The following is a 24,019-nucleotide window of genomic DNA, read 5'->3' as shown; positions in this document are numbered from 1 at the left end:
AAATCTCACCGAACTGCCAAAGTAAAAATGGCAGATCGTCGGGGCCGTGCGGAGGGGCAGGGCTTCAGCTTGAAATGCTGAAATCCCTTTCTATAAACTTACTCGCATTCCATCTGCCTGGTTTGTCCATAGGAGTGAAAATAAGGTATGAGCACCATCGAAGAACGCGTCAAGAAGATCGTTGCTGAGCAACTTGGCGTCAAAGAAGAGGAAGTCACCAACAGCGCTTCCTTTGTCGAAGACCTGGGCGCCGACTCTCTTGATACCGTTGAGCTGGTGATGGCTCTCGAAGAGGAATTCGAGACCGAAATTCCGGACGAACAGGCCGAGAAGATCACCACTGTTCAGGAAGCTATCGATTACATTAATGCTCACGCGCAATAAGTAATCATTGCTTCGATTGGAAAAGCCGCACTGCCCAAAAGGCGTGCGGCTTTTCTTTAAGGAACATCTGAAAAATCTGTGTCGGCTCCACAGGCGAACAGTCAAGGTCGGTAATGACGCGGCCTCCAGAACTGAGTGCGTGTGGAGGGCGTGGTTTTTTCAGAGTTTTCTTAACGGAAATAGCAAAAGCTTTACCTGATACTTGTCGGCCTGACCGGTTCGGCAAGGGGATGCGGGGGACGTGCCTGCATGGGCGTCGCTGATTGCCTGCAGGCAGCTTGCCGGTTCCGCCCTTGCACAGTGCAGTAACGAAGAACGAGGAGATTGCTTTGTCACGTAGACGCGTCGTGGTCACTGGACTGGGGATGTTGTCGCCGCTGGGGGCCGATGTGCCGAGCAGCTGGCAGGGGGTCCTGGCTGGTCGCAGTGGCATCGCCCTGCTCGAGCACATGGATCTTTCTGCCTATTCCACCCGTTTCGGCGGTTCAGTGAAGGGCTTCGACGTCGAGCAATATCTGTCGCTCAAGGAAGCCCGCAAGCTCGACTTGTTCATTCAATATGGCCTGGCTGCCAGCTTTCAGGCCGTGCGCGATTCCGGCTTGGAGATCACCGATGCCAATCGTGAACGCATTGGCGTGGCCATGGGCTCCGGTATAGGCGGCCTCACCAATATTGAGAACAACTGTAAGTCCCTCATCGACCAAGGGCCGAGGCGGATCTCGCCATTCTTCGTGCCGGGCTCGATCATCAACATGATTTCCGGCTTCCTGTCGATCCATCTGGGCTTGCAGGGGCCGAACTATGCCTTGGCCACTGCCTGCACCACCGGTACCCACTGCATCGGCATGGCGGCGCGCAACATCGCCTACGGCGAGGCCGATGCAATGGTCGCTGGCGGCGCGGAAATGGCAGCTTGCGGTTTGGGCATTGGCGGTTTCGGTGCGGCCCGGGCGCTGTCCACCCGCAACGACGATCCGGCCCGCGCCAGCCGCCCTTGGGACAAGAATCGCGATGGCTTCGTACTCTCCGACGGTGCTGGCGCGCTGGTGCTGGAGGAACTGGAGCACGCTCGGGCACGGGGTGCCACCATCTATGCCGAGTTGGTCGGTTTCGGCATGAGCGGCGATGCCTTCCACATGACGTCGCCGCCGGAAAATGGCGCCGGCGCAGCTCGTTGCATGCAGAATGCCTTGCGCGATGCCGGTCTGAATGTCGACCAGGTCCAGTACATCAATGCTCATGGCACTTCGACCCCGGCTGGCGATCTGGCTGAGGTAGCCGCGCTCCAGTCGGTATTCGGCGAGAGCGCTTATCGCTTGTCGATCAGCTCGACCAAATCCATGACCGGCCACCTGCTGGGGGCTGCCGGTGCAGTCGAGGCGATCTTCAGTGTGCTGGCGATCCGCGATCAGGTCGCCCCGCCTACCATCAATCTGGACGAGCCGGACGTAGGTTGTGATCTGGACTTCGTGCCTCACGAAGCCAAGAGCCTGTCGATCGAGGTAGTGCTTTCCAACTCCTTCGGTTTTGGCGGCACCAACGGTTCGCTGGTGTTCCGTCGGTTCGCCGGCTGATGTCCTGTTGGGTCGACGGCCGCCCCGGCGACTCGCTGTCTCTTGCCGATCGCGGCTTGGCCTATGGCGACGGCCTGTTCGAAACCATTGCCGTGCGCCGGGGACAGCCGTTGCTGCTGGAGCGGCACCTGGCTCGCCTGGCCGAAGGCTGTGCGCGGTTGACCATTCCCGGCGACCTGCCGTTGATCCGCAGCGAGTTGCTGGCCTTCTCGACTGAGCTGGGAGCGGGCGTGGCCAAGCTATTGCTGACCCGCGGCGACGGTCTGCGCGGTTATGTCTCCCCTCAGCCGCCGAAGCCGCGGCGCATCCTCCTGGGTAGCTCGCCACCGCAGTATTCGCCGATCAATGCCGAGCAGGGCGTGCGTCTCTATCCCTGCCGTACCCGACTGGCCGAGCAGCCCCTGCTGGCCGGGCTCAAGCATCTCAATCGTTTGGAACAGGTGCTCGCGCGTGCCGAGTGGCAGGATGCGAAGCACGCCGAGGGGCTGATGCGCGATCTGTCCGGCCGAGTGATCGAAGGGGTTTTCAGCAATCTGTTTCTGGTCAAGGATGGCCTCTTGTTGACTGCCGACCTGCGTCGCTGCGGTGTCGCCGGTGTGATGCGCGCGGAGGTTCTCGATCAGGCGGAGCGCCTGGGCGTTCCCGTTCAGGTGCGCGACATCGCCTTCGATGAATTGCTGACGGCGGACGAGGTTTTTCTTAGCAACAGCCTCTATGGCATCTGGCCTGTGTGCGGGTTCGAAGGACATGGCTGGCCGGTCGGCACGCTCACCCGTAAACTGCAGGCCCTGATCCGCAAGCTACTGGACTCCTGATACGTGATGCGAAAATGGCTGCTGCTGCTGGAAAGCGGCCTGCTAGTGGGGGGCTGCTCTTGGCGTTTGCCGTCTGGCAGCAGAAAGCCGCACTCGAACAGCCCCTGATGCTCAGCGAGGAGCGCCTGCTGGAGGTTCCGAGCGGCGCCACGCCCGGTGGTCTGCTCAACCGTCTGCAGGACGATGGTCTGCTGCGTGGAAGTTTCTGGCTGCGCCTGTACTGGCGTTTCAACCTATCCGAGCAGGGGCTGCGCAGCGGCGAGTACCGCCTGGCTCCAGGCATGACCGCCATCGAACTGCTTGATCTCTGGCAGCGTGGTGAGGTGGTGCAGTACAACCTTACCCTGGTCGAGGGCTGGAGCTTTCGTCAGGTACGGGCCGCTCTGGCCAAGGCGGACAAGCTGGAGCACTCCCTGGAAGGGGTTTCCGATGCCGAGCTGATGGCCCGGCTCGGCCAGCCGGACGTTCATCCCGAAGGTCGTTTCTTCCCCGACACCTATCGCTATGTCCGCGGCATGAGCGATTTCGAGCTGCTCAAGCAGGCTCACGCGCGCCTGCAGCAGGTGTTGGCCGAAGAATGGTCTGAGCGCTCGGCGAACCTGCCTTATGCGACTCCCTACGAGGCGTTGATCATGGCCTCGATCATCGAGAAGGAAACCGGCATTCCCCGCGAGCGACAGCAGATCGCTGGAGTCTTCGTGCGCCGGCTGGAGCAGGGCATGCTGCTACAGACCGACCCGACGGTTATCTATGGCCTGGGCGAGCGCTACAACGGCAAGCTCGGGCGCGCCGACCTGCTGGCAACCACGCCCTACAACACCTACGTCCAGCCCGGCTTGCCGCCGACCCCGATCGCCCTGCCAGGGCGCGAGGCGATTCATGCGGCGTTGCACCCGGCGGAAGGTCGCGAGCTGTATTTCGTTGCTCGTGGCGACGGCAGCCACGTCTTTTCCGAGACCCTCGAGGCGCACAACCAGGCGGTTCGCGAATACCAGCTCAAGCGGCGTGTGGACTATCGCTCCAGCCCATCGCCCGAGACGCTGGAGCGCTCCGTGCAGCAGGATACTGAGGAGACCCCGTGAGCGGCTTGTTCATCACCCTCGAAGGGCCGGAAGGGGCCGGCAAGAGCACCAATCGCGAATATCTTGCCGAAGGCCTGCGTGCGGCCGGCCTGGAGGTAGTGTTGACCCGCGAGCCGGGTGGCACGCCGCTGGCCGAGCGCATCCGCGAACTGCTGCTGGCGCCGAGCTGCGAGTCGATGGCGGTGGACACCGAGTTGTTGCTGGTCTTCGCCGCCCGTGCCCAGCATCTGGCCGGTGTGATCCGTCCGGCGTTGGCGCGCGGTGCCGTGGTGCTCTGCGATCGCTTCACCGATGCGTCCTATGCCTACCAGGGCGGCGGTCGCGGGGTACCCGAAGCACGTATCGCGATCCTGGAAAGCTTCGTGCAAGGCGACTTGCACCCCGACCTGACCCTGATCTTCGACCTGCCGGTCGAGATGGGCTTGGCCCGCGCCGCTGCGCGCGGCCGTCTGGATCGTTTCGAGCAGGAGGGCCGCGCCTTCTTCGAAGCCGTACGCCAGACCTACTTGCGCCGAGCGGCAGGCGATCCGGTGCGCTACCGGGTGGTGAACGCGGGGCGGCCTCTGGCAGATGTTCAGCGCACTCTGGATGCTTTGCTCCCGCAGCTGCTGGAGCTGCGCGGTGCCTGAAGTCTATCCCTGGCAGCAGAGGCTGTGGCAACGGCTGGCCGGACGCTCTCGGCACGCCCATGCCTATCTGCTGCATGGTCCGGCCGGCATCGGCAAGCGGGCGCTGGCCGAGTGCCTGACCGCCCGTCTGCTGTGCCAGAGCCCGGCCGGCCTGGAAGCCTGCGGCCAGTGCAAGTCCTGCCGCCTGTTGCAGGCTGGCAGCCATCCGGACCATTTCCTGCTGGAGCCCGAGGAGGCGGACAAGGCGATCCGTGTCGATCAGGTACGCGCGCTGGTGGAGTTCGTTGTACAGACGGCGCAGCTCGGCGGGCGCAAGGTCGTCCTGCTGGAGCCGGCCGAGGCGATGAATCCGAATGCTGCCAATGCCCTGCTCAAAAGTCTCGAGGAGCCTTCCGGGGAGAGCGTGTTGCTGCTGATCAGCCACCAGCCGAGCCGGCTGCTGCCGACCATCAGGAGCCGCTGTGTGCAGCAGGCCTGTCCGCTGCCGGGGGCTGCCGACAGCCTCGCCTGGCTGCGTGGGGCCTTGCCGGAGCAGGCCGACGAGGCGCTGGGCGAGCTGCTCGCCCTGGCTGGAGGCTCGCCGCTTTCCGCCCTGCGCCTGCAGGGCGAGGGTGCGCGCGAGCAGCGCGCGCAGGTGGTGGAAGGGGTGAAGCAGCTGCTCAAGCAGCAGGCCGGTCCCAGTCAATTGGCCGAGGCCTGGAGCGGTGTGCCATTGCTGCTGCTGTTCGACTGGTTCTGCGACTGGAGTCTCTTGATCCTGCGCTATCAACTGACCGGCGACGAACGGGGGCTGGGCCTGGACGACATGGCCAAGGTCGTCCGCTACCTGGCGGAGAAGAGCGCACAGTCCCGTGTGCTGGCCGTGCAGGACTGGCTGCTGGCGCAGCGCCAGAAGGTGCTCGCCAAGGCCAATCTCAACCGTGCCCTGCTTCTCGAGGCGCTTCTCGTGCAGTGGGCAAGCCTACCCGGGCCGGGCTAGAATCGGCGTCTGAGTCAGCCGCCGGGAAATCCGCATGAGCATGCCATCTGGGCTGGGATCGCGTAATGGCATCCTGCCCTTGTCGATCAAGGACAAATCGGTCCTCTACGCCTCCTACATGCCCTTTCTCAAGAATGGCGGTCTGTTCATTCCCACCAACAAGAGCTACAAGCTCGGCGACGAAATCTTCCTGCTGTTGAGCCTGATGGACGAGCCGGAAAAGCTTCCTGTGGCCGGCAAGGTCGTCTGGATCACCCCGCCCGGCGCTCAAGGCAACCGCGCCGCCGGCGTCGGCGTGCAGTTCGCCGACGGCGACAATGCCGCCCGCAACAAGATCGAAACCTATCTGGCCGGCGCTCTGAAGTCGGACCGTCCCACCCACACGATGTAGCCCATGCTGGTCGATTCCCACTGCCATCTCGATCGTCTCGATCTCGCCGCCCATGGCGGTTCCCTGGAGGCGGCGCTGGATGCCGCCCGTGCCTGCGGCGTCGGGCATTTTCTGTGCATCGGTGTGAGCGCCGACAACGCGGCCGCGGTGAAGGCGCTGGCCGAAACGCATGCCGATGTCGACTGCTCGGTCGGCGTGCATCCGCTGGACGTCGAGCCCGATGCTGTGCCCGCCCTCGACTGGCTGCTCGGCGAGCTCGCCCATCCGCGGGTGGTCGCCATCGGCGAAACCGGTCTGGACTATCACTACCAGCCGGAAGCCGCCGCCCTGCAGCAGCAGGCCTTCCGTCTGCACCTGGAGGCGGCGCGTATCACCGGCAAGCCGCTCGTCGTGCATACCCGCGCGGCGCGGGCCGATACCCTGCAGCTGCTGCGTGAGGCGGCGCTGCCGCAGGCCGGCGTGCTGCACTGCTTCACCGAAGACTGGGAGATGGCCCGGGCGGCGCTGGATCTCGGCTTCTACATCTCGCTGTCCGGCATCGTCACCTTCCGTAATGCCGAGGCCCTGCGCGAGGTGGCCCGGCGGGTGCCGGCGGACCGTCTGCTGGTGGAGACCGACGCCCCCTACCTGGCTCCGGTACCGCACCGCGGCAAGCCCAATCTGCCGCAGTACGTGCGCGAGGTGGCGACGTTTCTCGCCGAGTTGCGCGGCGTCCCCTTCGAGGCCCTGGCCGAGCAGACCACCGACAACTTCCGCCGGCTGTTTCCGCTGGCGCGGGTCGGGCGCTGAGTTTTCTGCCGCGCAAAAAAAACCCGGAGTCTGGGGGAGGAAACCGGGTCAAAAGCATTAGGAGTAAGCGAAGGCAGGCGTTCCTCGGATGCCTTCGGCTGGCCTGGCATCGGGGGAAATGCCATGTCAGTAGGGGAAGTATCGCTCCGGATCGGCGGCCGTCCAGTACAGGTTGTTCATTTTTTAAACGCTTTTGGAATACCTGCGCCGTTGCTGAGCACCTAGCCAGATGCCAGTTGGCGCAGGACCGCCAGGGTTTCGTCGAGTACCGCGGTCGGCGTGTAGAAGTGCGGCGACAGGCGGATTCCGCCGCCGCGCTGGGCGCAGACGATCTGCTCGTGCTTGAGACGCTCGAACAGCTGGAGATTGTCCCAGCCGTCCAAGGCGAAGGTCAGGATGCCGGCGCGCCGTGCCGGATCGCTCGGGCTGCGCAGGCGCAGGCCGGGGATCTGCCGGAGGCCTGACTCGAGCCAGGCCATCCGCTCGTGCAGTCCCTGGGCGACGTTGGCCATGCCCACCTGCTCGAGCAGCGACAGGCTGCTCTCCAGCGCCACGGCTCCGAGCATGTTCGGACTGCCGCACTCGAAGCGCCGGGCGGTGCGCGCCGGCTCCCACTCCACCCGGTCGTAGTCGCCGGCGTTCTCCAGCATGTGCCAGCCGTACTCGTGCAGCTTGAGCTGCTCGCGCAGGTCGCTGCGACAGTAGAACACCCCGAGCCCCTCCGGGCCGAGCATCCACTTGTGCCCGTCGGCCATGGCGAAGGCGCAGTCGCTGGCGCGCACGTCGAAGGGCAGGGCGCCGAGCTGCTGGATGGCGTCCACGCAGAGCAGCACGCCGCGTTGCCGGCAGCCTTGGCCGAGGCGTTCCAGGTCCAGGCGCAGGCCGCTGGCGTACTGCACGGCGCTGATCGACAGCAGGCGCGTGCGGGGACTGCAGGCGGCCAAGAGGTCGGCCTCCGGATCGGCGCCCCTGAGGCTGATCGCCACCACTTCGACGCCCAGCGGCTTGAGCGCCTCCCAGACGATGCGATTGGAGGGGAATTCCTCGTCGCTGATGACGATCTGCTCGCCGGCCTGCCAGTCCAGGCCGAAGGCGACGAAGGACAGCGCCTCCGAAGTGTTCTTGACCAGCGCGACATCCGCCGTGCTCGGCGCGTTGAGCAGTCGCATCAGGCGTTCGCGCAGGCGCCGCTCGATGCCCAGCCACTGGGGATAGTCGCGCGCGCCGATGTGCACGTTCTGCTCGGCGAAAGCCGCCACCGCCTTGCCGGCCCGTTTCGGCCAGGGGGCGACGGCCGCGTGGTTGAGGTAGCGCAGCCCGGCCAGCTGCGGAAATTCGTCGTGGATGGCATGCATGGGCTTGCTCCTTGCAGTCTTGCAATCGTGTTGTCAGGCATCATATTCGACTTCGAGCCACTGTCCGCCCATCCGAGGAGGGACCATGAGCGATCCAGGCAAGGCCGACGAGCTGTTGGCGCAGATTCCCGAAGGCGGTCGCAAGGGGCCGCCTCCCGTACACCTGTGGAACCCGCCGTTCTGCGGCGACATCGACATGCGCATCGCCCGCGACGGCAACTGGTTCTACATGGGCACCCCGATCGGGCGCAAGGCGCTGGTGCGGCTGTTTTCCGGTATCCTGCGGCGCGACGGCGACGATTACTTCCTGGTCACCCCGGTGGAGAAGGTCGGCATTCGGGTCGACGACGCGCCCTTCGTGGCGGTTTCCCTGCAGGTCGAGGGCTGCGGCGAGGACCAGGTGCTGCGCTTCGTCACCCAGGTCGGCGACGAGGTCGAGGCCGGCGCCGAGCATCCGCTGCGGGTCGTGCTTGATCCCGACACCCAGGAGCCGGCGCCCTATCTGCTCGTGCGCGCCAACCTGGAAGCACTGGTTCACCGCAACGTCTTCTATCAACTGGTCGAACTGGCCGAGTCGCGGCGGATCGACGGTCGCGACTGGCTGGGCGTGTGGAGCTGCGGCACCTTCTTCCCCCTCGGTCCGCAGGACTGAGTCGCGCCGGGGCTGCGCTGCGGCCCTGCTTTCGGCGGCCCGCCCGCTCCGGTGTCTTCCGATCGCCCCTCGGTGTTCTTCATCCCATCGCCTTCAGCGCTCGTTCGAAGGCCTCGGAGTGCTTCTCCGAACCGCCCACAATATAAAAAATCCTTTTAAAACAAATAGGTGCACATAGTGCACGGCAGGGCAGATAGCTTTTGAGGCTGCCGCTTGCCCGCTCCTAGAATGGCCAGGCCCGAAACGAACAAAAAACAGCCAAGAGGCGAACCCACCTGGCAACCCGCCGAATGACGGCGCCCGAACGGGGCGATACCGGCGATTCGCCGCGGATTCCGGCCATGCGGCCGGCAGGAGGCTGTTCGCTCCAAGGCTCCAGGAGGCTTGATGACCATCAAACTGAAATGCCTGTCGCATACGCCCTTGCGCGGCCTGAACGATCCGGGGGCCGACGTCGTCGCCGAAGTCGACGCGGCTCTCGCCAAGGCGCGTGCCGAGGTCGAGGCCTTCGACCCCGAACTGATCGTGATCTTCGCACCCGACCATTACAACGGCCTGTTCTACGACCTGATGCCGCCGTTCGTGATCGCCACCGCCGCCGAGTCGGTCGCCGACTACCAGACCCTGCCCGGTCCGCTGTCGATCCCCCGGGAACTGGCGCTCGACCTGGCGCGCTTCATTCTCGACAGCGACGTCGACATCGCCCTGTCGCACCGCCTGCAGGTCGATCACGGTTGCACCCAGACCCTCGAGGAACTGACCGGCAGCCTGACCCGCTACCCGGTGATCCCGATCATCGTCAACTCGGTGGCGCCGCCCTTCGCGCCCTACCGGCGCATCCGCAGGCTGGGCGAGGCGGTCGGCCGCTTCATCGCCACACTCGACAAGCGAGTGCTGGTCCTGGGCACCGGCGGCCTGTCCCACGAGCCGCCGGTGCCGCTGTTGTCGGACGCTCCCGAGGAAATCGCCGAGTTCCTGATCGCCGGGCGCAACCCGACCCCCGAGGCGCGCGCCGCCCGCCAGGCGCGCACCATCGCCGCCGGCCAGATCTACGGTACTGCGGAGTCCTCGCAGACGCCGCTCAACACCGACTGGGACCTGGCGTTCATCGACCTGCTGGTGCAGGGCCACCTCGAGGAAGTCGACGACTTCAGGATCGAGGAGATCTCCAGGGCCGCCGGCCGCTCGACCCACGAAGTCCGTACCTGGGTCGCCGCCTTCGCGGCGCTGGCGGCTACCGGCGCCTACCGCGCGCGGCAGGACTACTACCGGCCGATCAACGAATGGATCGCCGGCTATGGCGTGGTGAGCGCCGAGCAGCGCTGAGCCTTTCCCGGGCAACAGCCCCTATAACAACAATGCGGATGCGTCACCCGCGGAGAACAACAATGAGCCATATCGATACCTCCATCCCCAGCGAAGCCGAAATCGTCGCGCGCGCCGAGGCCATGATCCCCTGGCTGCGCGAGAAGGCCGACGCCACCGAGAAGGCGCGCATGGTGTCGCGCGAAACCATCCAGGCCTTCCAGGAGGCCGGCTTCTTCAGGATCCTGCAGCCCAGACGCTGGGGCGGCTACGAAATGAACCCCAACGTGCTGAACAGGGTGCTGATGGAGCTGGCCCGCGGCTGCCCGTCCAGCGCCTGGAATGTGATGGTGCTGGGCGTGCATCCCTTCGAGGTCGGCCTGCTCGATTCGCGCTGCGGCGACGAGCTGTGGGGCGAGGACAACAGCCGCCTGGTGTCCTCCTCCTATGCGCCGTTCGGCACCATCACCGCGGTCGACGGCGGCTACCTGCTCAACGGCGAATGGCTGACCTCCAGCGGTTGCGACCATGCCGCCGGCGGCGCCTTCCTCGGTGGCCGCGTCGCCGAGAACGGCGAAACGGTGTTCCGCTCCTTCTGGGTCCAGGCCGGCGACTTCGAGATCGTCGACGACTGGCACGTGGTCGGCCTGGCCGGCACCGGCAGCAAGAAGCTGATCGTCAGGGAGGTCTTCGTCCCGGCCTACCGCAGCCATGTCATCGCCGCCTACGACGAAGCCTCCCATGGCCAGGTGAACGACCTGTACAAGATGCCGTTCTTCTACGTGTTCTACGCCGCCGTGTCCTCGGTGATCATCGGCATGGCGCGCGGCATGGCCGACCTGTACATCGAGCACATGGTGCCGCGCCAGAACCTCAACCAGGCCGTCGGCGCCGCGGTCAACGACCCGTTCATCCGGGGCCGGCTGGGCGAGGCGTCGGCCAAGATCCTCGCTTGCAGTGCGCGCGTGCTGCACAACACCGAGGAAGCCTGGAGCTACGCCTCGCAGGGCCGGCTGGTGCCGCTGGACGTGCGCGTGCGCCACTTCGCCACCAACCAGTTCACCGGCGGCGAGTGCTTCGAGGCGGCGCACATGATCTTCAAGAAGACCTCGACCCGCGGCGTCTGGCTGAACAACCCGATGCAGCGCCAGCTGCGCGACATCCTGGTCGGCGCCAACCACATCACCCAGAACCAGGACAACATCGGCGACCTGCTGGGCGGCCAACTGCTCGGCAATCCCATGCCGGCCGCCAATCCCTTCGGCGTCAAGGCCTGAGCCGAACCGCCGGCGAGGCCTGGCGCCTTCGCCCGGCCTTTCCCCATCAGCCTGCTGTGCGAGAGCGAATGCCATGAACAAAGAGATCAACCAACTGCTCGACTGGACCCCGAACACCGAGCTGGCCGGACTGCCGCTGGTCAGCGCCGACGACCACCGCTACGGCATGCGCAACCTGGCCGCCGCCGTCACCCTGATCACCACCCGCGACGCCGACGTCCGCCTCGGCCTCACCGCCACCGCGGTCTGCTCGGTGACCGCCGATCCGCCGCGCCTGGTGGTGTTCGTCAACAAGAAGGTCGCCGCCGGCGAGGCGATCCTCAGCAGCGGCGCGCTGTGCGTCAACGTGCTGTCCGGCGATCAGGAGCACGAGGCCAAGGTGTTCGCCGGCATGGTCGAGGGCGTGCATGGCGAGGCGCGCTTCGAGCATGGCCAGTGGCACGAACTGATCACCGGCATGCCGGCCCTGGAAGGCGCGCTGGCCAACTTCGACTGCCGGGTGGTCAAGGTCTTCGACGAGAGCACCCACCACGCCTTCCTCTGCGAAGTGCTGGCCACCCGCGGCCAGCAGGGCGGCGAGCCGCTCCTGTACCTGAACGGCGCCTTCCGCCGCCTCGCCCCGTAACGGAGAAGACACGACATGACGACCACCATCCAGGCCCTGACCGAAGCCTCCACCAGCCAGTTCGTGCGCATCCACGAAGGCGATCTCGACCTGCAACTGCACTACAACGACTGCGGCGCGGGCGCCGAGACCGTGGTGATGCTGCACGGCTCCGGCCCCGGCGCCAGCGGCTGGGCCAACTTCAACCGCAACCTCGAGCCCTTGGTCGCCGCCGGCTACCGGGTGGTCCTCATGGACTGCCCGGGCTGGAGCAAGAGCGATCCCATCGTCTGCCGCGGCTCGCGTTCGGACCTCAACGCCCGCGCGCTGAAGGGCCTGCTCGACGCCATCGGCATCGACCGCGCACACCTTGTCGGCAACTCCATGGGCGGGCACAGCGCGGTGGCCTTCGCCCTGGCCAACCCCGAGCGGGTCGGCAAGCTGGTGCTGATGGGCGGCGGCACCGGCGGTGCCAGCCCCTTCGCGCCGATGCCGACCGAAGGCATCAAGCTGCTGCAGGGGCTGTACCGCGAGCCGACCATCGACAACCTGAAAAGGATGATGAACGTCTTCGTCTACGACACCAGCGAGCTGACCGAGGAGCTGTTCCAGACCCGCCTCGACAACATGCTGAGCCGGCGCGACCACCTGGAGAACTTCGTCGCGAGCCTGGCGGCCAACCCCAGGCAGTTCCCCGACTTCGGCCCGCGCCTTGCCGAGATCAAGGCGCAGACCCTGATCGTCTGGGGCAGCAACGACCGCTTCGTGCCGATGGACACCGGCCTGCGCCTGCTCGCCGGGCTGCCCAACGCCGAGCTGCACGTGTTCAACCGCTGCGGCCATTGGGCGCAGTGGGAGCACGCCGACAGGTTCAACCGCATGGTGCTGGACTTCTTGAGCCACTGAGGGGGGCCGACCCTCCGCAGGAGTTCGTAGGGCGGACAACGGCGCAGACTTGTCCGCCAAGGTGGATGGCTCCGGCCATCCACCCTACCAACTGTAGGAGCCAGCTTGCTGGCGATCCGCCCGGCAACGAGGGTTCGTGCCGTCCGGGCTCAGTTGCCGGCCAGCGCCGGCCCGGCCTGCTCGCGTTCGCGGATGCCCTGTTCGACGGTGGCCGCGAAGCGCTGCAAGGCCGGCAGGTAGCGCTTCGCCGCCTGTTCGATGGTCATCGCCTTGGCCACGTAAACCAGGTTGATGCAGCCGTAGACCCGCTGTTCCCCGCAGATCGGCACGGCGATGGCGGCAATCCTTTCCTCGCTGTTCCAGCTGCCGTAGTTCTCGCCGTAGCCGCGATGGCGCGTGCGCCGCAGCAGATTGTCCAGGCTGGACCGGTCGCGCGCCAGGCGTCCCTGCTCGTCGTCGCGGCTGGCCAGGAGTTCGACGATGCGCTCGCGTTCGGCCTCCGGGCCGAAGGCCAGGTAGGCGAGGCCGGTGGCGGTGAGCAGCATCGGCAGGCGCCGGCCGACCATCGAGCGATGGAACGACAGCCGGCTGAAGCGGTGGGTGGTCTCGCGCACCACCATGGCGTCCACATCCAGGGTGCACAGGTCGGTCGGCCAGACCACCTCCTGCAGCAGCTCGGCCAGCAGCGGCGCGGCCAGTCCGGAGATCCACTGCTCGTCGCGAAAGCCCTCGCTCAGTTCGCGCACCTTCATGCTCAGGCGAAAGCTGTCGTCCGACTCGCTGCGCCGCACATAGCCCTCGTCCTGCAGGGTTTCCAGCAGACGCCGTACCGTGGTGCGGTGCAGCCCGGTCAGCTCGGCCAGCCTCGTCGGGCTGGCGCCGCCGTCCACCCGGTTGAGGGCGTTGAGGATCTGCAGGCCGCGGGTCAGGCCGCGCACGGTCTTGTATTCGGTATCGCGCTCGCTGCTCATGTCTGCTGAAAATCCTTTCAAAAACAATCGAGTGCACTTAGTGCACGGTGAGCCGGTTTTTCATTGTAGGGGTTTTGAGGGCGTTCCTATACTCGCCCCGATGGCGGAAAGCCCCCCTGCGGGAAACAACAATGAGCCCAAGCCTACACCCGCCAGCCTACGAAACTGCGTCGCCGGACTCGGCTCGATCGGCCCGCACCCTGCGAGGTACTCCATGAGCGTGACCCAACAGACCCTGGAACAACTGGCCGTCGTCCTGCGCGAGGCCGAGGCGAGCGGGGTGGCCGTCGAGCCGCTGCGCGGAATGATCGGCGAGGACAACGGCGAAGCCGCCTACGCCATCCAGCGCCTCAACATCGCCCACGGTATGGCCGCCGGCCGACGCGTGGTCGGTCGCAAGATCGGCCTGACCAATCCCAAGGTGCAGCAGCAGCTCGGCGTCGACCGGCCGGACTTCGGCACCCTGTTCGCCGACATGGGCTACGGCGACAACGAGGTGGTGCCGTTCGGCCGCGTGCTGCAACCGAAGATCGAGGCGGAGATCGCCCTGATTCTGGAAAAGGACCTGCCGCGCGCCGACACCACCTTCGCCGAGCTGGTCGCGGCCACCGGCTGGGTGCTGCCGGCACTGGAAATCGTCGCTAGCCGCGTGCAGGACTGGAACATCCGCTTCGTCGACACCGTGGCCGACAACGCCTCCAGCGGCTGCTTCGTACTCGGCGGCCCGGCGCGCCGGCTGGCCGACGTCGACCTGCGCCAGGCGGCGATGCGCATGACCCGCAACGGCGAGGAAGTCTCCAGCGGCAGCGGCGCCGAATGCCTCGGCCATCCGCTGAACGCCGCGGTGTGGCTGGCGCGCACCATGGCCCGCCTGGGCGAGCCGCTCAAGGCCGGCGATCTGATCCTCACCGGCGCCCTCGGGCCGATGGTCGGCGTGGCCACCGGCGACCGCTTCGAGGCGGTGATCGACGGCCTCGGCCAGGTCGCCGTCAACTTTTCGGCCGAGTGATCGGCGCGTTGCGTGCACAAGAGACCAACAGCATGAAGAAACTGAAAGTCGCCATCGTCGGCTCCGGCAACATCGGCACCGACCTGATGATCAAGATCCTGCGCCATGGCCAGCACTTGGAAATGGGCGCGATGGTCGGCATCGACCCGGCCTCCGACGGCCTGGCCCGCGCCGCGCGCCTCGGCGTGGCCACCACCCACGAGGGCGTCGAGGGCCTGAGCCGCCTGCCGGTGTTCGCCGACATCGATTTCGTCTTCGACGCCACCAGCGCGGGCGCCCACGTGAAGAACGACGTGCTCCTGCGTGGCTTGAAACCCGGCCTGCGCCTGATCGACCTGACCCCCGCGGCCATCGGCCCCTACTGCGTGCCGGTGGTGAACCTGGAGCAGAACCTCCACGAGCCCAACGTCAACATGGTCACCTGCGGCGGCCAGGCGACCATTCCGATGGTCGCCGCGGTGTCCCGCGTGGCCAGGGTCCACTACGCCGAGATCGTCGCCTCGATCAGCAGCAAGTCGGCCGGCCCCGGCACCCGCGCCAACATCGACGAGTTCACCGAAACCACCTCGAAGGCCATCGAGGTGATCGGCGGGGCGCAGAAGGGCAAGGCGATCATCGTCCTCAACCCGGCCGAGCCGCCCTTGATCATGCGCGACACCGTCTACGTGCTGTCCGATCTCGCCGACCAGGCGCAGGTCGAGGCCTCCATCGCGGAAATGGCCCAGGCGGTGCAGGCCTACGTGCCGGGCTATCGCCTCAAGCAGAAGGTGCAGTTCGACGTGATTCCCGACTCCGCGCCGCTGAACATCCCCGGCCTCGGCCATCTCGCCGGCCTGAAGACCTCGGTATTCCTCGAGGTCGAGGGCGCCGCCCACTACCTGCCGGCCTACGCCGGCAACCTGGACATCATGACCTCCGCCGCGCTGGCCACCGCCGAGCGCATGGCGCAATCCATGCTCAACGCCTGAGGACCACGCCATGACCTTCACTCCCGGCAAGAAGCTGTACATCTCCGACGTGACCCTGCGCGACGGCAGCCACGCCGTGCGTCACCAGTACTCGATCCAGAACGTGCAGGCCATCGCCCGCGCGCTGGACCTGGCCAGGGTGGACTCCATCGAGGTCGCCCACGGCGACGGCCTGCAGGGCTCGAGCTTCAACTACGGCTTCGGCGCGCACACCGACCTCGAATGGATCGAGGCGGTGGCCGAGGTGGTGACGCACGCGAGGATCGCCACCCTGCTGCTGCCCGGCATCGGCACCGTCCACGATCTGGACAACGCCTACCAGGCGGGCGCGCGCATCGTCCGCGTGGCCACCCACTGCACCGAGGCGGATGTCTCCAAACAGCACATCGAGCACGCGCGCAAGCTCGGCATGGACACTGTGGGCTTCCTGATGATGAGCCACATGACCAGCCCGCAGAACCTCGCCGTCGAGGCCAGGAAGATGGAGAGCTACGGCGCCACCTGCATCTACGTGGTCGACTCCGGCGGGGCGATGGGCATGCAGGACATCCGCGAGCGTTTCCGCGCGGTCAAGGACGTGCTCGACCCGGCGACCCAGACCGGCATCCATGCCCACCACAACCTGTCGCTCGGGGTGGCCAACTCCATTGTCGCGGTGGAGGAGGGCTGCGACCGCATCGACGCCTCGCTGGCCGGCATGGGCGCCGGCGCCGGCAACGCGCCGCTGGAGGTGTTCATCGCCGCGGCCGAGCGCCTCGGCTGGAACCACGGCACCGACCTCTACACCCTGATGGACGCCGCCGACGAGATCGTCCGTCCGCTGCAGGACCGCCCGGTGCGGGTCGACCGCGAGACCCTGGCCCTGGGTTATGCCGGGGTCTACTCGAGCTTCCTGCGCCACGCCGAGCTGGCGGCGGGCAAATACGGCCTGAGCACCGTGGACATCCTGGTCGAGCTGGGCCGGCGGCGGATGGTCGGCGGCCAGGAGGACATGATCGTCGACGTGGCGCTGGACCTACTCAAGCGCTGACTCCCGAAAAGCCGAGATTGCGCCGGCGGCCTCCGGGCCGCCGGCCGGTTGCGTACACCCCCAAAAACCATAGGTACAACAATAATGACGACCTACACCACGCAACATCCGGCGTCCGTAGAGACGGAACAGGACGCCCGGCGAACCTGGCTGACCATCGCCCTGTGCTTTGCCGTCGCGGTGCTGGAGGGCATCGACTTCCAGGCGCCGGGCATCGCCGCGCCGGGCATGGCCGCGGCCTTCGGTCTGGACAAGCTGCACATGGGCTGGGTGTTCAGCGCCGGCATCCTCGGCCTGCTGCCCGGCGCCCTGGTCGGCGGCTGGCTGGCCGACCGCATCGGCCGCAAGTGGGTGCTGATCGGTTCGGTGGCGCTGTTCGGCCTGTTCTCCATCGCCACCGCCCATGCCTGGGAGCTCTACAGCTTGCTGGCGGCGCGCCTGCTGACCGGGGTCGGCCTCGGCGCGGCGCTGCCCAACCTGATCGCGCTGTGTTCGGAGGCCGCCGGCGAGCGCCTGCGCGGCACCGCGGTGAGCCTGATGTACTGTGGTGTGCCGCTGGGCGCGGCGCTGGCGGCCGCCATCGGCATCGCCGGCTTTGCCGCCGACTGGACGCTGGTCTACTACGTCGGCGGCGTGCTGCCGCTGGTGGTGGTGCCCTTGCTGGCCTTCTGGCTGCCCGAGTCGGCGGCCTTCCGCGCCCGCCAGCAGGCGGCAACCCGGAGCGCATCCGTGCCGGTCGTCGAGGGCCTGTTCCATAACGGCAGCGCGCTACCGACCCTGCTGCTGTGGGGCGCCTACTTCTTCACCCTGATGGTCGTCTACATGCTGATCAGCTGGCTGCCGAGCCTGCTGGTCGGCCAGGGCTTCACCGGCAGGCAGGCCAGCTGGGTGATGTTTTCCCTGCAGATCGGCGCGGCGGTCGGCACCCTGATGCTCGGTGTGCTGATGGAGCGTCTGCGGCCGCTGGCGATGGCCGGGCTGATCTATCTCGGCCTGCTCGCCGCACTGGCGGCGCTCGGGCTGTCTGAGGCGTTCGCCAGCATGCTGGTGGCCGGCTTCGCCGCCGGCATGTTCGCCACCGGCGGGCAGGGCGTGCTCTATGCTCTGGCGCCGCTGTTCTACCGCACCGAGGTGCGCGCCACCGGGGTCGGCAGCGCGGTGGCGGTCGGCCGTTTCGGCGCCATGAGCGGCCCGCTGGTGGCCGGCAAGATGCTGGCGCTGGGCTTCGGCAGCGCCGGGGTGATGCTGGCCTCGGCGCCGGGCCTGGTGCTGGCCGGCGTGGCGGTCTTCTACCTGCTCGGCCGGCGTCGCGACCAGGGCGCGCCGGCCTGAGTCGATCGGTACGGCCCGGGGGAGGGCGTGCCTCATTCCATTGCGTTTATCTCGCTGCCGTCTCGCTGCGGGGCGGCGGCGGACCACAAGAACAATAAAAGGTAACCGACATGCTCGACACACGACGGGGCGCGGCCTGCGCCACCGCGCTGCTGCTCGCCCAGGGAATTCAGGCGCAGGCGGCAGGCTTCATCGAGGACAGCCAGGGCAGCCTGACCCTGCGCAACTTCTACTTCGACCGCGACTACAAGGGCGAGTCCAACGTCTCCGCGCGCCGCGAGTGGGCGCAGGGCTTCATCCTCAACCTCAAGTCCGGCTTCACCGAGGGCCCGCTCGGCTTCGGCCTCGACCTGCAGGGCATGCTCGGCGTCCAGCTCGACTCCTCGCGCGACCGGGTCGGCACCGGCCTGCTGCCGGTCCAGCGCGGCAGCGGCGAGGCCGCGGACGAGTATTCCGAGCTGGGCATCACCGGCAAGGTCCGCTACTCGAAGACCGAACTGCACCTTGGCACCGTGATGCCGCGCCTGCCGATCCTGATCAGCAGCCCGGCCCGGCTGCTCTGGCAGACCTTCAAGGGCGGCCACCTGCGCTCCCAGGACCTCCCCGGCTTGAGTCTGCAGGGCGGCTACCTGAACCGCATGAACCAGCGCGACTCCACCGACTACCAGAAGATCGCCATCGCCGCGCCCAATGGCCGCTTCGACGGCACCGCCGAGTCCGACGAGTTCCTCTTCCTCGGCGGCGACTACGCGCTGACCAAAGCGCTGACCCTGAGCTACTACCACGCCCGTCTCGACGAGATCTACCAGCAGCACTACCTGGGCGCGATCCACCAGTTCAGGCTGGGGCCGGGGGAGTTCAAGACCGACTTCCGCTGGTTTCTCAGCGACGAGGAGGGCGACGGCAAGGCCGGCTCGGTGGACAACCAGTACGTCGGGCTGAACCTCGGCTACAAGCTGGGCGGGCACCGGCTGACGCTGGGCGGGGCGCTGTCCAGCGGCGACTCGGCGATGCCCTACATCGCCGGCTCGGAGCCGCACCTGATTTCCGAGTACGCGCTCAGCTCGGAATTCCTCAATGCCGACGAGCACTACTGGCACCTGCGCTACGACTACGACTTCGCCGCGCTGGGCCTGCCGGGGCTGACCGGCATGGCGCGCTTCATGCGGGGCACCAACGTCGAGCTGCCGGCGCGCCTGGGCGGCGGCGGGCGGAGCGAGAGCGAGCGGGATCTGGAGCTGTCCTACGTGGTGCAGTCGGGGCCCTTGAAGAACCTGGCATTTCGCGTGCGCAACGCGCGCTACCAGAACAGCTTCGCGGCCAACGCGACGATGCGCGACGACAACGAGACGCGGATCAACGTCGATTACACTTGGAAGCTCTGGTAGGGTCGGAAAGCTTCGAGGCTCCCTAAGGAGCCTCGATGGTTTCGCTTACATGTTGGGGTAGTTCGGCCCGCCGGCGCCTTCCGGCGCCACCCAAGTGATGTTCTGGGCCGGATCCTTGATGTCGCAGGTCTTGCAGTGCACGCAGTTCTGCGCGTTGATCTGGAAGCGCGGGCTGCCGTCGTCCTGGCTGACGATCTCGTAGACGCCGGCCGGCAGTAGCGCTGCGCCGGTTCGTCGTACAGCGGCAGGTTGCGGGTGATCGGGATGCTCGGGTCGCTCAGCCGCAGGTGGCAGGGCTGGTCTTCCTCATGGTTGGTGTTGGAGAGGAACACCGAGCTGAGCTTGTCGAAGCTGAGCTTGCCGTCCGGCTTGGGATACTCGATCCGCTTCGATTCGGAGGCCAGCTTCAGGCAGGCGTGGTCCGGCTTGTCGTCGTGCAGGGTGAACGGGATCTTGCCGCCGAACAGGTTCTGGTCGATGAAGTTGAAGGCTCCGCCGGCCAGCGCGCCGAACTTGTGGATGGCGGCGCCGAAGTTGCGGCTGCAGAACAGCTCCTCGTACAGCCAGCTGGACTTGAACGACTCGACGTAGCCGTTCAGTTCGTCGCCGCCCTGGCTGCCGCCGGCGAGGGCGGCGAAGACGGCATCGGCGGCCAGCATGGCGGACTTCATCGCGGTGTGGCTGCCCTTGATCTTGGCGAAGTTCAGGGTGCCGAGGTCGCAGCCGATCAGCGCGCCGCCGGGGAAGACCATCTTCGGCAGCGAGTTCAGGCCGCCCTTGCAGATGGCGCGGGCGCCGTAGGACACCCGCTTGCCGCCTTCCAGATACCGGGCGATCACCGGATGATGCTTGTAGCGCTGGAACTCGTCGAAGGGCGACAGGAAGGGGTTGCTGTAGGACAGGTCGACGATCAGGCCGACCACCACCTGGCCGTTCTCCAGGTGATAGAGGAAGGAACCGCCCGGGTTCTCGTCGTCCAGCGGCCAGCCGGCGGTGTGCACGACGAGGCCCTGCTCGTGGCGGGCCGGGTCGATGTCCCAGATTTCCTTGATGCCGATGCCGTAGTGCTGGGCATCGGCCTCTTCGTCCAGCTGGAAGCGGGCGATCAGCTGCTTGCCGAGATGACCGCGGCAGCCCTCGGCGAACAGGGTGTACTTGCCGCGCAGCTCCATGCCGGGGTATAGCTGTCCTTCGGCTGGCCTTCGCGGTCGACGCCCAGATCGCCGGTGATGATGCCGCGCACCACGCCGCTGTCGTCGATCAGCGCCTCCTGGGCGGCGAAGCCCGGGTAGATCTCGACGCCCATGGCCTCGGCCTGCTGGGCTAGCCAGCGGCACAGGTTGCCCAGGGAGATGATGTAGTTGCCCTCGTTGTGCATGGTCTTGGGCACGAGGAAGTTCGGCAGCTTGGTAGCCTTCTCGGCGCTCTTGAACAGATAGATGTCGTCGCGCTTGACCGGGGTGTTCAGCGGGGCGCCCAGCTCCTTCCAGTTCGGGAAGAGTTCGTTCAGGGCCCGCGGCTCGAAGACGGCGCCGGAGAGGATGTGGGCGCCGACTTCGGAACCCTTCTCGACCACGCACACGCTGATCTCCTGACCAGCCTCGGCAGCCTGCTGTTTCAGCCGACAGGCGGCAGACAGGCCTGCCGGACCGGCGCCGACGATGACGACGTCGAATTCCATGTATTCGCGTTCCACAAATATCTCCTGCTCGGGGCTCTCTTCGCGTGTTCCCGGATGGGGGTCGGCCATTATATATCCGAGCCCTCCGGGCGGACCAATGCAAAGACGGGAGCGCACTGCCCCGCAGGCGGCTGCCGGAGCCCCGGAAAGCCGGGCCGCTCTCGGTTGACCGGGCGGGGGCCTGCGGTCAAGATACGGCCCGTTTCATGCTCGCCGCAGGAGGCTGACGTCGGCTCCGGCCGTCAACCACAGGCCATAGCTGCCTTGGCGACATTCCATCTACCGGAGAGTAACGAGGAATCCATGAAGGTTCTTGTAGCTGTCAAACGAGTGGTCGACTACAACGTCAAGGTCCGCGTCAAGGCCGATGGCTCCGGCGTCGACCTGGCCAACGTCAAGATGTCGATGAACCCCTTCTGCGAGATCGCCGTGGAAGAAGCGGTGCGCCTCAAAGAGCGCGGCATCGCCACCGAGATCGTCGCCGTGTCCGTCGGCCCGGCCCAGGCCCAGGAGCAGCTGCGCACCGCCCTGGCCCTCGGCGCCGACCGCGCGATCCTGATCGAGACCGACGAGGAACTCGGCTCGCTGGCCGTGGCCAAGCTGCTCAAGGCGGTGGTCGACAAGGAACAGCCGCAGCTGGTCATCACCGGCAAGCAGGCCATCGACAGCGACAACAACCAGACCGGGCAGATGCTCGCCGCGCTGACCGGCTACGCCCAGGGCACCTTCGCCTCGAAGGTCGAACTTGCCGGCGACAAGGCCATGGTCACCCGCGAGATCGACGGCGGCCTGCAGACCCTGGAGCTGGCCTTGCCGGCCATCGTCACCACCGACCTGCGCCTCAACGAGCCACGCTACGCTTCCTTGCCGAACATCATGAAGGCCAAGAAGAAGCCGCTGGAGACCGTCACGCCGGCGGACCTGGGCGTGTCGGTCGCCTCGACGCTGAAGACCCTCAAGGTCGAGGCCCGGCCGAGCGCCAGGCCGGCATCAAGGTGGGCTCGGTGGCCGAGCTGGTGGAGAAGCTGAAGAACGAGGCGAAGGTGATCTGAACATGGCAATCCTGGTAATCGCTGAACACGACAACGCGGTCCTGGCGGCCGCGACCCTGAACACCGTCGCGGCTGCGCAGCAGATCGGCGGGGAGATCCATGTGCTGGTGGCCGGCAGCGGCTGCAGCGCGGTGGCCGAGGCCGCCGCGAAGATCGCCGGAGTGGCCAAGGTGCTGGTCGCCGACGATACGGCCTACGCCCACCGGCTGGCCGAGAACGTCGCGCCGCTGGTCGCCGGCCTGGCCAGGGGTTACAGCCATGTGCTGGCGCCGGCCTCGAGCAACGGCAAGAACTACCTGCCGCGCGTGGCCGCGCTGCTCGACGTCGACCAGCTCTCCGAGATCGTCGCGGTGGAGAGCGCCGACACCTTCAAGCGGCCGATCTACGCCGGCAACGCCATCGCCACCGTGCAGTCCAGCGCACCGATCAAGGTGATCAGCGTGCGCGCCACCGCCTTCGACGCGGCGGCGGGCGAGGGCGGCAGCGCGGCCATCGAGGCGCTGGCCGGCACGGGCGAGGCGGGCACCTCGCGCTTCGTCGACGAGGCGCTGGCCAAGTCCGACCGTCCGGAGCTGACCTCGGCCAGGGTGGTGATCTCCGGCGGGCGCGGGATGCAGAGCGGGGAGAACTTCCAGCTGCTGTACGCGCTGGCGGACAAGCTGGGCGCGGCGGTGGGCGCTTCCCGCGCCGCGGTGGATGCGGGCTTTGCGCCCAACGACCTGCAGGTCGGGCAGACCGGCAAGATCGTCGCGCCGGACCTGTACGTCGCGGTGGGGATCAGCGGGGCGATCCAGCACCTGGCGGGGATGAAGGACTCGAAGGTGATCGTGGCGATCAACAAGGACGCCGAGGCGCCGATCTTCCAGGTGGCCGACTACGGGCTGGTGGCGGATCTGTTCGAGGCCGTGCCGGAGCTGGCAAAGCAGCTCTGAGCGCTCTCTGGCCGGCCCCGAAGCCCGCTCATCGAGCGGGCTTCTTGCAAGGGGGCCGGCATTTCCCCCATCCACGCCTTCAGCGGAAACCCCATGCCGAACCGCCTTCTTCCCGCGTTGCTGGCGCTGGTCGGTCTGCTATTGCCCCTGACCGCCGCGGCCGGCAGCTGCGAGCGGCTGGTCGCCACCGGCGACCCCGGGCAGCCGCCCTATCTCTGGCGCGATCCGCAGAATCCCGGGCAACTGATCGGCGCCAGCGCCGACCTGCTCGAGCTGCTGGCCAAGGCGCTGGAGCTCAACATCGACCTGATCCGTTCCAGCTCCCGGGAGCGTGCCGAGGAAAACGTGGCGAGCGGCCGCGTCGACCTGCTGCTCGGCAGCTTCCCGAGCGCCGCTCGGCGCGAGTCGCTGGATTTCATCGAGCCGGCGCTCTTAGTGCCGTCCGCGGTGGTCTGGGTGCACAAGGACCGGGTCTTTCCCTATGAGGGCTGGAGCGACCTGTACGGCCACCACGGGGCGATCCTGGCCGATAACCGCGTCGCCCGCGATTTCGAGCTGCTGTCCGGCGCCTCGCTGCCGTTCGAGGCGCTGCCGACCCTGGCCGAAGCGCTGCACAAGCTGCAGCGGGGCGAAGTCGCCTATCTGCTCGGGGAGCCGCACGCCGTCCGGGCCGTTGCCGAGTCGCTCGGCATGCTCGCGGAGATCCTGCCGCTGTCGCCGCCGCTGCTCAGCGAGGGCCTGTATCTGGCCGTCGGGCGCGACTCCGCCTGCAACGAACCGCAGCTGCGCGCCCGGCTGGCGGCCGCGCTGGCCGAGCTGAGCGCCGCCGGGCTGGCGGAAGGTCTGTTGCAACGCAATGCCGCGCGCTGGAAGGCGCAGGGCTTGCCGTCTTCATCCGTTGCCAAGTAGGAATC

The 24,019-nt window shown here is 66.9% G+C and carries 21 protein-coding genes and 3 pseudogenes; 21 read left to right on the top strand and 3 right to left on the bottom strand.

What is annotated here, in order from left to right:
* The first annotated feature begins 147 nt into the window (after positions 1-147).
* The 8 genes and pseudogenes from acpP to Atro_RS06785 all read left to right on the top strand — a co-directional run bounded on the left by acpP (position 148) and on the right by Atro_RS06785 (position 6,643).
* Positions 148-384 (top strand): acyl carrier protein, encoded by a 237-nt coding sequence (gene acpP / locus Atro_RS06820; protein WP_003283670.1) that lies wholly within the window; start codon positions 148-150, stop codon positions 382-384.
* Between the two features lie 329 nt (positions 385-713).
* Complete coding sequence (gene fabF / locus Atro_RS06815; protein WP_497927626.1) at positions 714-1,958, top strand: beta-ketoacyl-ACP synthase II; 1,245 nt, start codon at positions 714-716, stop codon at positions 1,956-1,958.
* Entirely contained in the window at positions 1,958-2,773 is an 816-nt protein-coding gene (pabC, locus tag Atro_RS06810) for an aminodeoxychorismate lyase (protein WP_497926984.1), read from the top strand. The genes fabF and pabC overlap by 1 nt, the downstream gene beginning before the upstream one ends.
* Positions 2,774-2,779: 6 nt before the next feature.
* Positions 2,780-3,855 (top strand): annotated as a pseudogene (gene mltG, locus Atro_RS06805) (endolytic transglycosylase MltG).
* Positions 3,852-4,484: a dTMP kinase gene (gene tmk / locus Atro_RS06800; protein ID WP_497926983.1), complete on the top strand. Its 633-nt coding sequence runs from the start codon at positions 3,852-3,854 to the stop codon at positions 4,482-4,484. The pseudogene mltG and the gene tmk overlap by 4 nt, the downstream one beginning before the upstream one ends.
* Positions 4,477-5,463, top strand: a complete 987-nt coding sequence (locus tag Atro_RS06795) for a DNA polymerase III subunit delta' (protein ID WP_497926982.1) — start codon at positions 4,477-4,479, stop codon at positions 5,461-5,463. The genes tmk and Atro_RS06795 overlap by 8 nt, the downstream gene beginning before the upstream one ends.
* 34 nt (positions 5,464-5,497) lie before the next feature.
* Positions 5,498-5,854 (top strand): PilZ domain-containing protein, encoded by a 357-nt coding sequence (locus tag Atro_RS06790; RefSeq protein ID WP_497926981.1) that lies wholly within the window; start codon positions 5,498-5,500, stop codon positions 5,852-5,854.
* Positions 5,855-5,857: 3 nt separating this feature from the next.
* The gene (locus tag Atro_RS06785) at positions 5,858-6,643 is read left to right on the top strand and encodes a TatD family hydrolase (RefSeq protein WP_497926980.1); all 786 of its coding nucleotides are present in this window, start codon (positions 5,858-5,860) and stop codon (positions 6,641-6,643) included.
* A 221-nt stretch (positions 6,644-6,864) separates the two neighbouring features.
* On the opposite strand, the gene Atro_RS06780 is transcribed toward Atro_RS06785, so the two are convergent.
* Positions 6,865-7,998 carry an aminotransferase class V-fold PLP-dependent enzyme gene (locus tag Atro_RS06780; RefSeq protein ID WP_497926979.1) on the bottom strand — a complete coding sequence of 378 codons (1,134 nt, stop codon included), beginning with the start codon at positions 7,996-7,998 and terminating at the stop codon, positions 6,865-6,867.
* A gap of 85 nt (positions 7,999-8,083) precedes the next feature.
* On the opposite strand from Atro_RS06780, the gene Atro_RS06775 reads away from it, so the two are divergent.
* The 5 genes from Atro_RS06775 to Atro_RS06755 all read left to right on the top strand — a co-directional run bounded on the left by Atro_RS06775 (position 8,084) and on the right by Atro_RS06755 (position 12,742).
* Positions 8,084-8,650: a DUF1285 domain-containing protein gene (locus Atro_RS06775; RefSeq protein WP_497926978.1), complete on the top strand. Its 567-nt coding sequence runs from the start codon at positions 8,084-8,086 to the stop codon at positions 8,648-8,650.
* A gap of 387 nt (positions 8,651-9,037) precedes the next feature.
* On the top strand, positions 9,038-9,976 hold the full coding sequence (locus tag Atro_RS06770) for a 3-carboxyethylcatechol 2,3-dioxygenase (protein ID WP_497926977.1): 939 nt from the start codon (positions 9,038-9,040) through the stop codon (positions 9,974-9,976).
* Between the two features lie 62 nt (positions 9,977-10,038).
* A complete protein-coding gene (locus tag Atro_RS06765) occupies positions 10,039-11,232 on the top strand; it encodes an acyl-CoA dehydrogenase family protein (RefSeq protein WP_497926976.1) in 1,194 nt (397 codons plus the stop codon).
* Between the two features lie 73 nt (positions 11,233-11,305).
* Entirely contained in the window at positions 11,306-11,857 is a 552-nt protein-coding gene (locus Atro_RS06760; RefSeq protein ID WP_497926975.1) for a flavin reductase, read from the top strand.
* A 15-nt stretch (positions 11,858-11,872) separates the two neighbouring features.
* Positions 11,873-12,742, top strand: a complete 870-nt coding sequence (locus tag Atro_RS06755) for an alpha/beta fold hydrolase (protein WP_497926974.1) — start codon at positions 11,873-11,875, stop codon at positions 12,740-12,742.
* A 149-nt stretch (positions 12,743-12,891) separates the two neighbouring features.
* On the opposite strand, the gene Atro_RS06750 is transcribed toward Atro_RS06755, so the two are convergent.
* Entirely contained in the window at positions 12,892-13,713 is an 822-nt protein-coding gene (locus Atro_RS06750; RefSeq protein WP_497926973.1) for a DNA-binding transcriptional regulator, read from the bottom strand.
* A 214-nt stretch (positions 13,714-13,927) separates the two neighbouring features.
* Here Atro_RS06750 and mhpD point away from each other — a divergent pair, with 214 nt between their 5' ends.
* The 5 genes from mhpD to Atro_RS06725 all read left to right on the top strand — a co-directional run bounded on the left by mhpD (position 13,928) and on the right by Atro_RS06725 (position 19,440).
* Positions 13,928-14,722 carry a 2-keto-4-pentenoate hydratase gene (mhpD, locus tag Atro_RS06745; protein ID WP_497926972.1) on the top strand — a complete coding sequence of 265 codons (795 nt, stop codon included), beginning with the start codon at positions 13,928-13,930 and terminating at the stop codon, positions 14,720-14,722.
* Positions 14,723-14,754: 32 nt separating this feature from the next.
* Positions 14,755-15,690, top strand: coding sequence for an acetaldehyde dehydrogenase (acetylating) (locus tag Atro_RS06740; protein ID WP_497926971.1), 936 nt, complete (start codon positions 14,755-14,757; stop codon positions 15,688-15,690).
* Between the two features lie 10 nt (positions 15,691-15,700).
* Positions 15,701-16,720, top strand: coding sequence for a 4-hydroxy-2-oxovalerate aldolase (dmpG, locus tag Atro_RS06735; RefSeq protein WP_497926970.1), 1,020 nt, complete (start codon positions 15,701-15,703; stop codon positions 16,718-16,720).
* Between the two features lie 84 nt (positions 16,721-16,804).
* Positions 16,805-18,052: a 3-(3-hydroxy-phenyl)propionate transporter MhpT gene (mhpT, locus tag Atro_RS06730; RefSeq protein WP_497926969.1), complete on the top strand. Its 1,248-nt coding sequence runs from the start codon at positions 16,805-16,807 to the stop codon at positions 18,050-18,052.
* Between the two features lie 110 nt (positions 18,053-18,162).
* Positions 18,163-19,440, top strand: coding sequence for an OprD family porin (locus tag Atro_RS06725; RefSeq protein ID WP_497926968.1), 1,278 nt, complete (start codon positions 18,163-18,165; stop codon positions 19,438-19,440).
* A 45-nt stretch (positions 19,441-19,485) separates the two neighbouring features.
* On the opposite strand, the pseudogene Atro_RS06720 reads toward Atro_RS06725, so the two are convergent.
* Positions 19,486-21,136 (bottom strand): annotated as a pseudogene (locus Atro_RS06720) (electron transfer flavoprotein-ubiquinone oxidoreductase).
* Between the two features lie 288 nt (positions 21,137-21,424).
* Here Atro_RS06720 and Atro_RS06715 point away from each other — a divergent pair.
* The 3 genes and pseudogenes from Atro_RS06715 to Atro_RS06705 all read left to right on the top strand — a co-directional run bounded on the left by Atro_RS06715 (position 21,425) and on the right by Atro_RS06705 (position 24,014).
* Positions 21,425-22,173, top strand: a pseudogene (locus Atro_RS06715) (electron transfer flavoprotein subunit beta/FixA family protein).
* A 2-nt stretch (positions 22,174-22,175) separates the two neighbouring features.
* A complete protein-coding gene (locus Atro_RS06710) occupies positions 22,176-23,105 on the top strand; it encodes an electron transfer flavoprotein subunit alpha/FixB family protein (protein WP_497926967.1) in 930 nt (309 codons plus the stop codon).
* A 93-nt stretch (positions 23,106-23,198) separates the two neighbouring features.
* Positions 23,199-24,014 carry a substrate-binding periplasmic protein gene (locus Atro_RS06705; protein WP_497926966.1) on the top strand — a complete coding sequence of 272 codons (816 nt, stop codon included), beginning with the start codon at positions 23,199-23,201 and terminating at the stop codon, positions 24,012-24,014.
* Positions 24,015-24,019: the final 5 nt, after the last annotated feature.

This window comes from Azotobacter tropicalis (genome assembly GCF_059739045.1).
The sequence above is the reverse complement of the archived record's forward strand: the minus strand, read 5'-3'. Positions and strand labels throughout refer to the sequence as shown.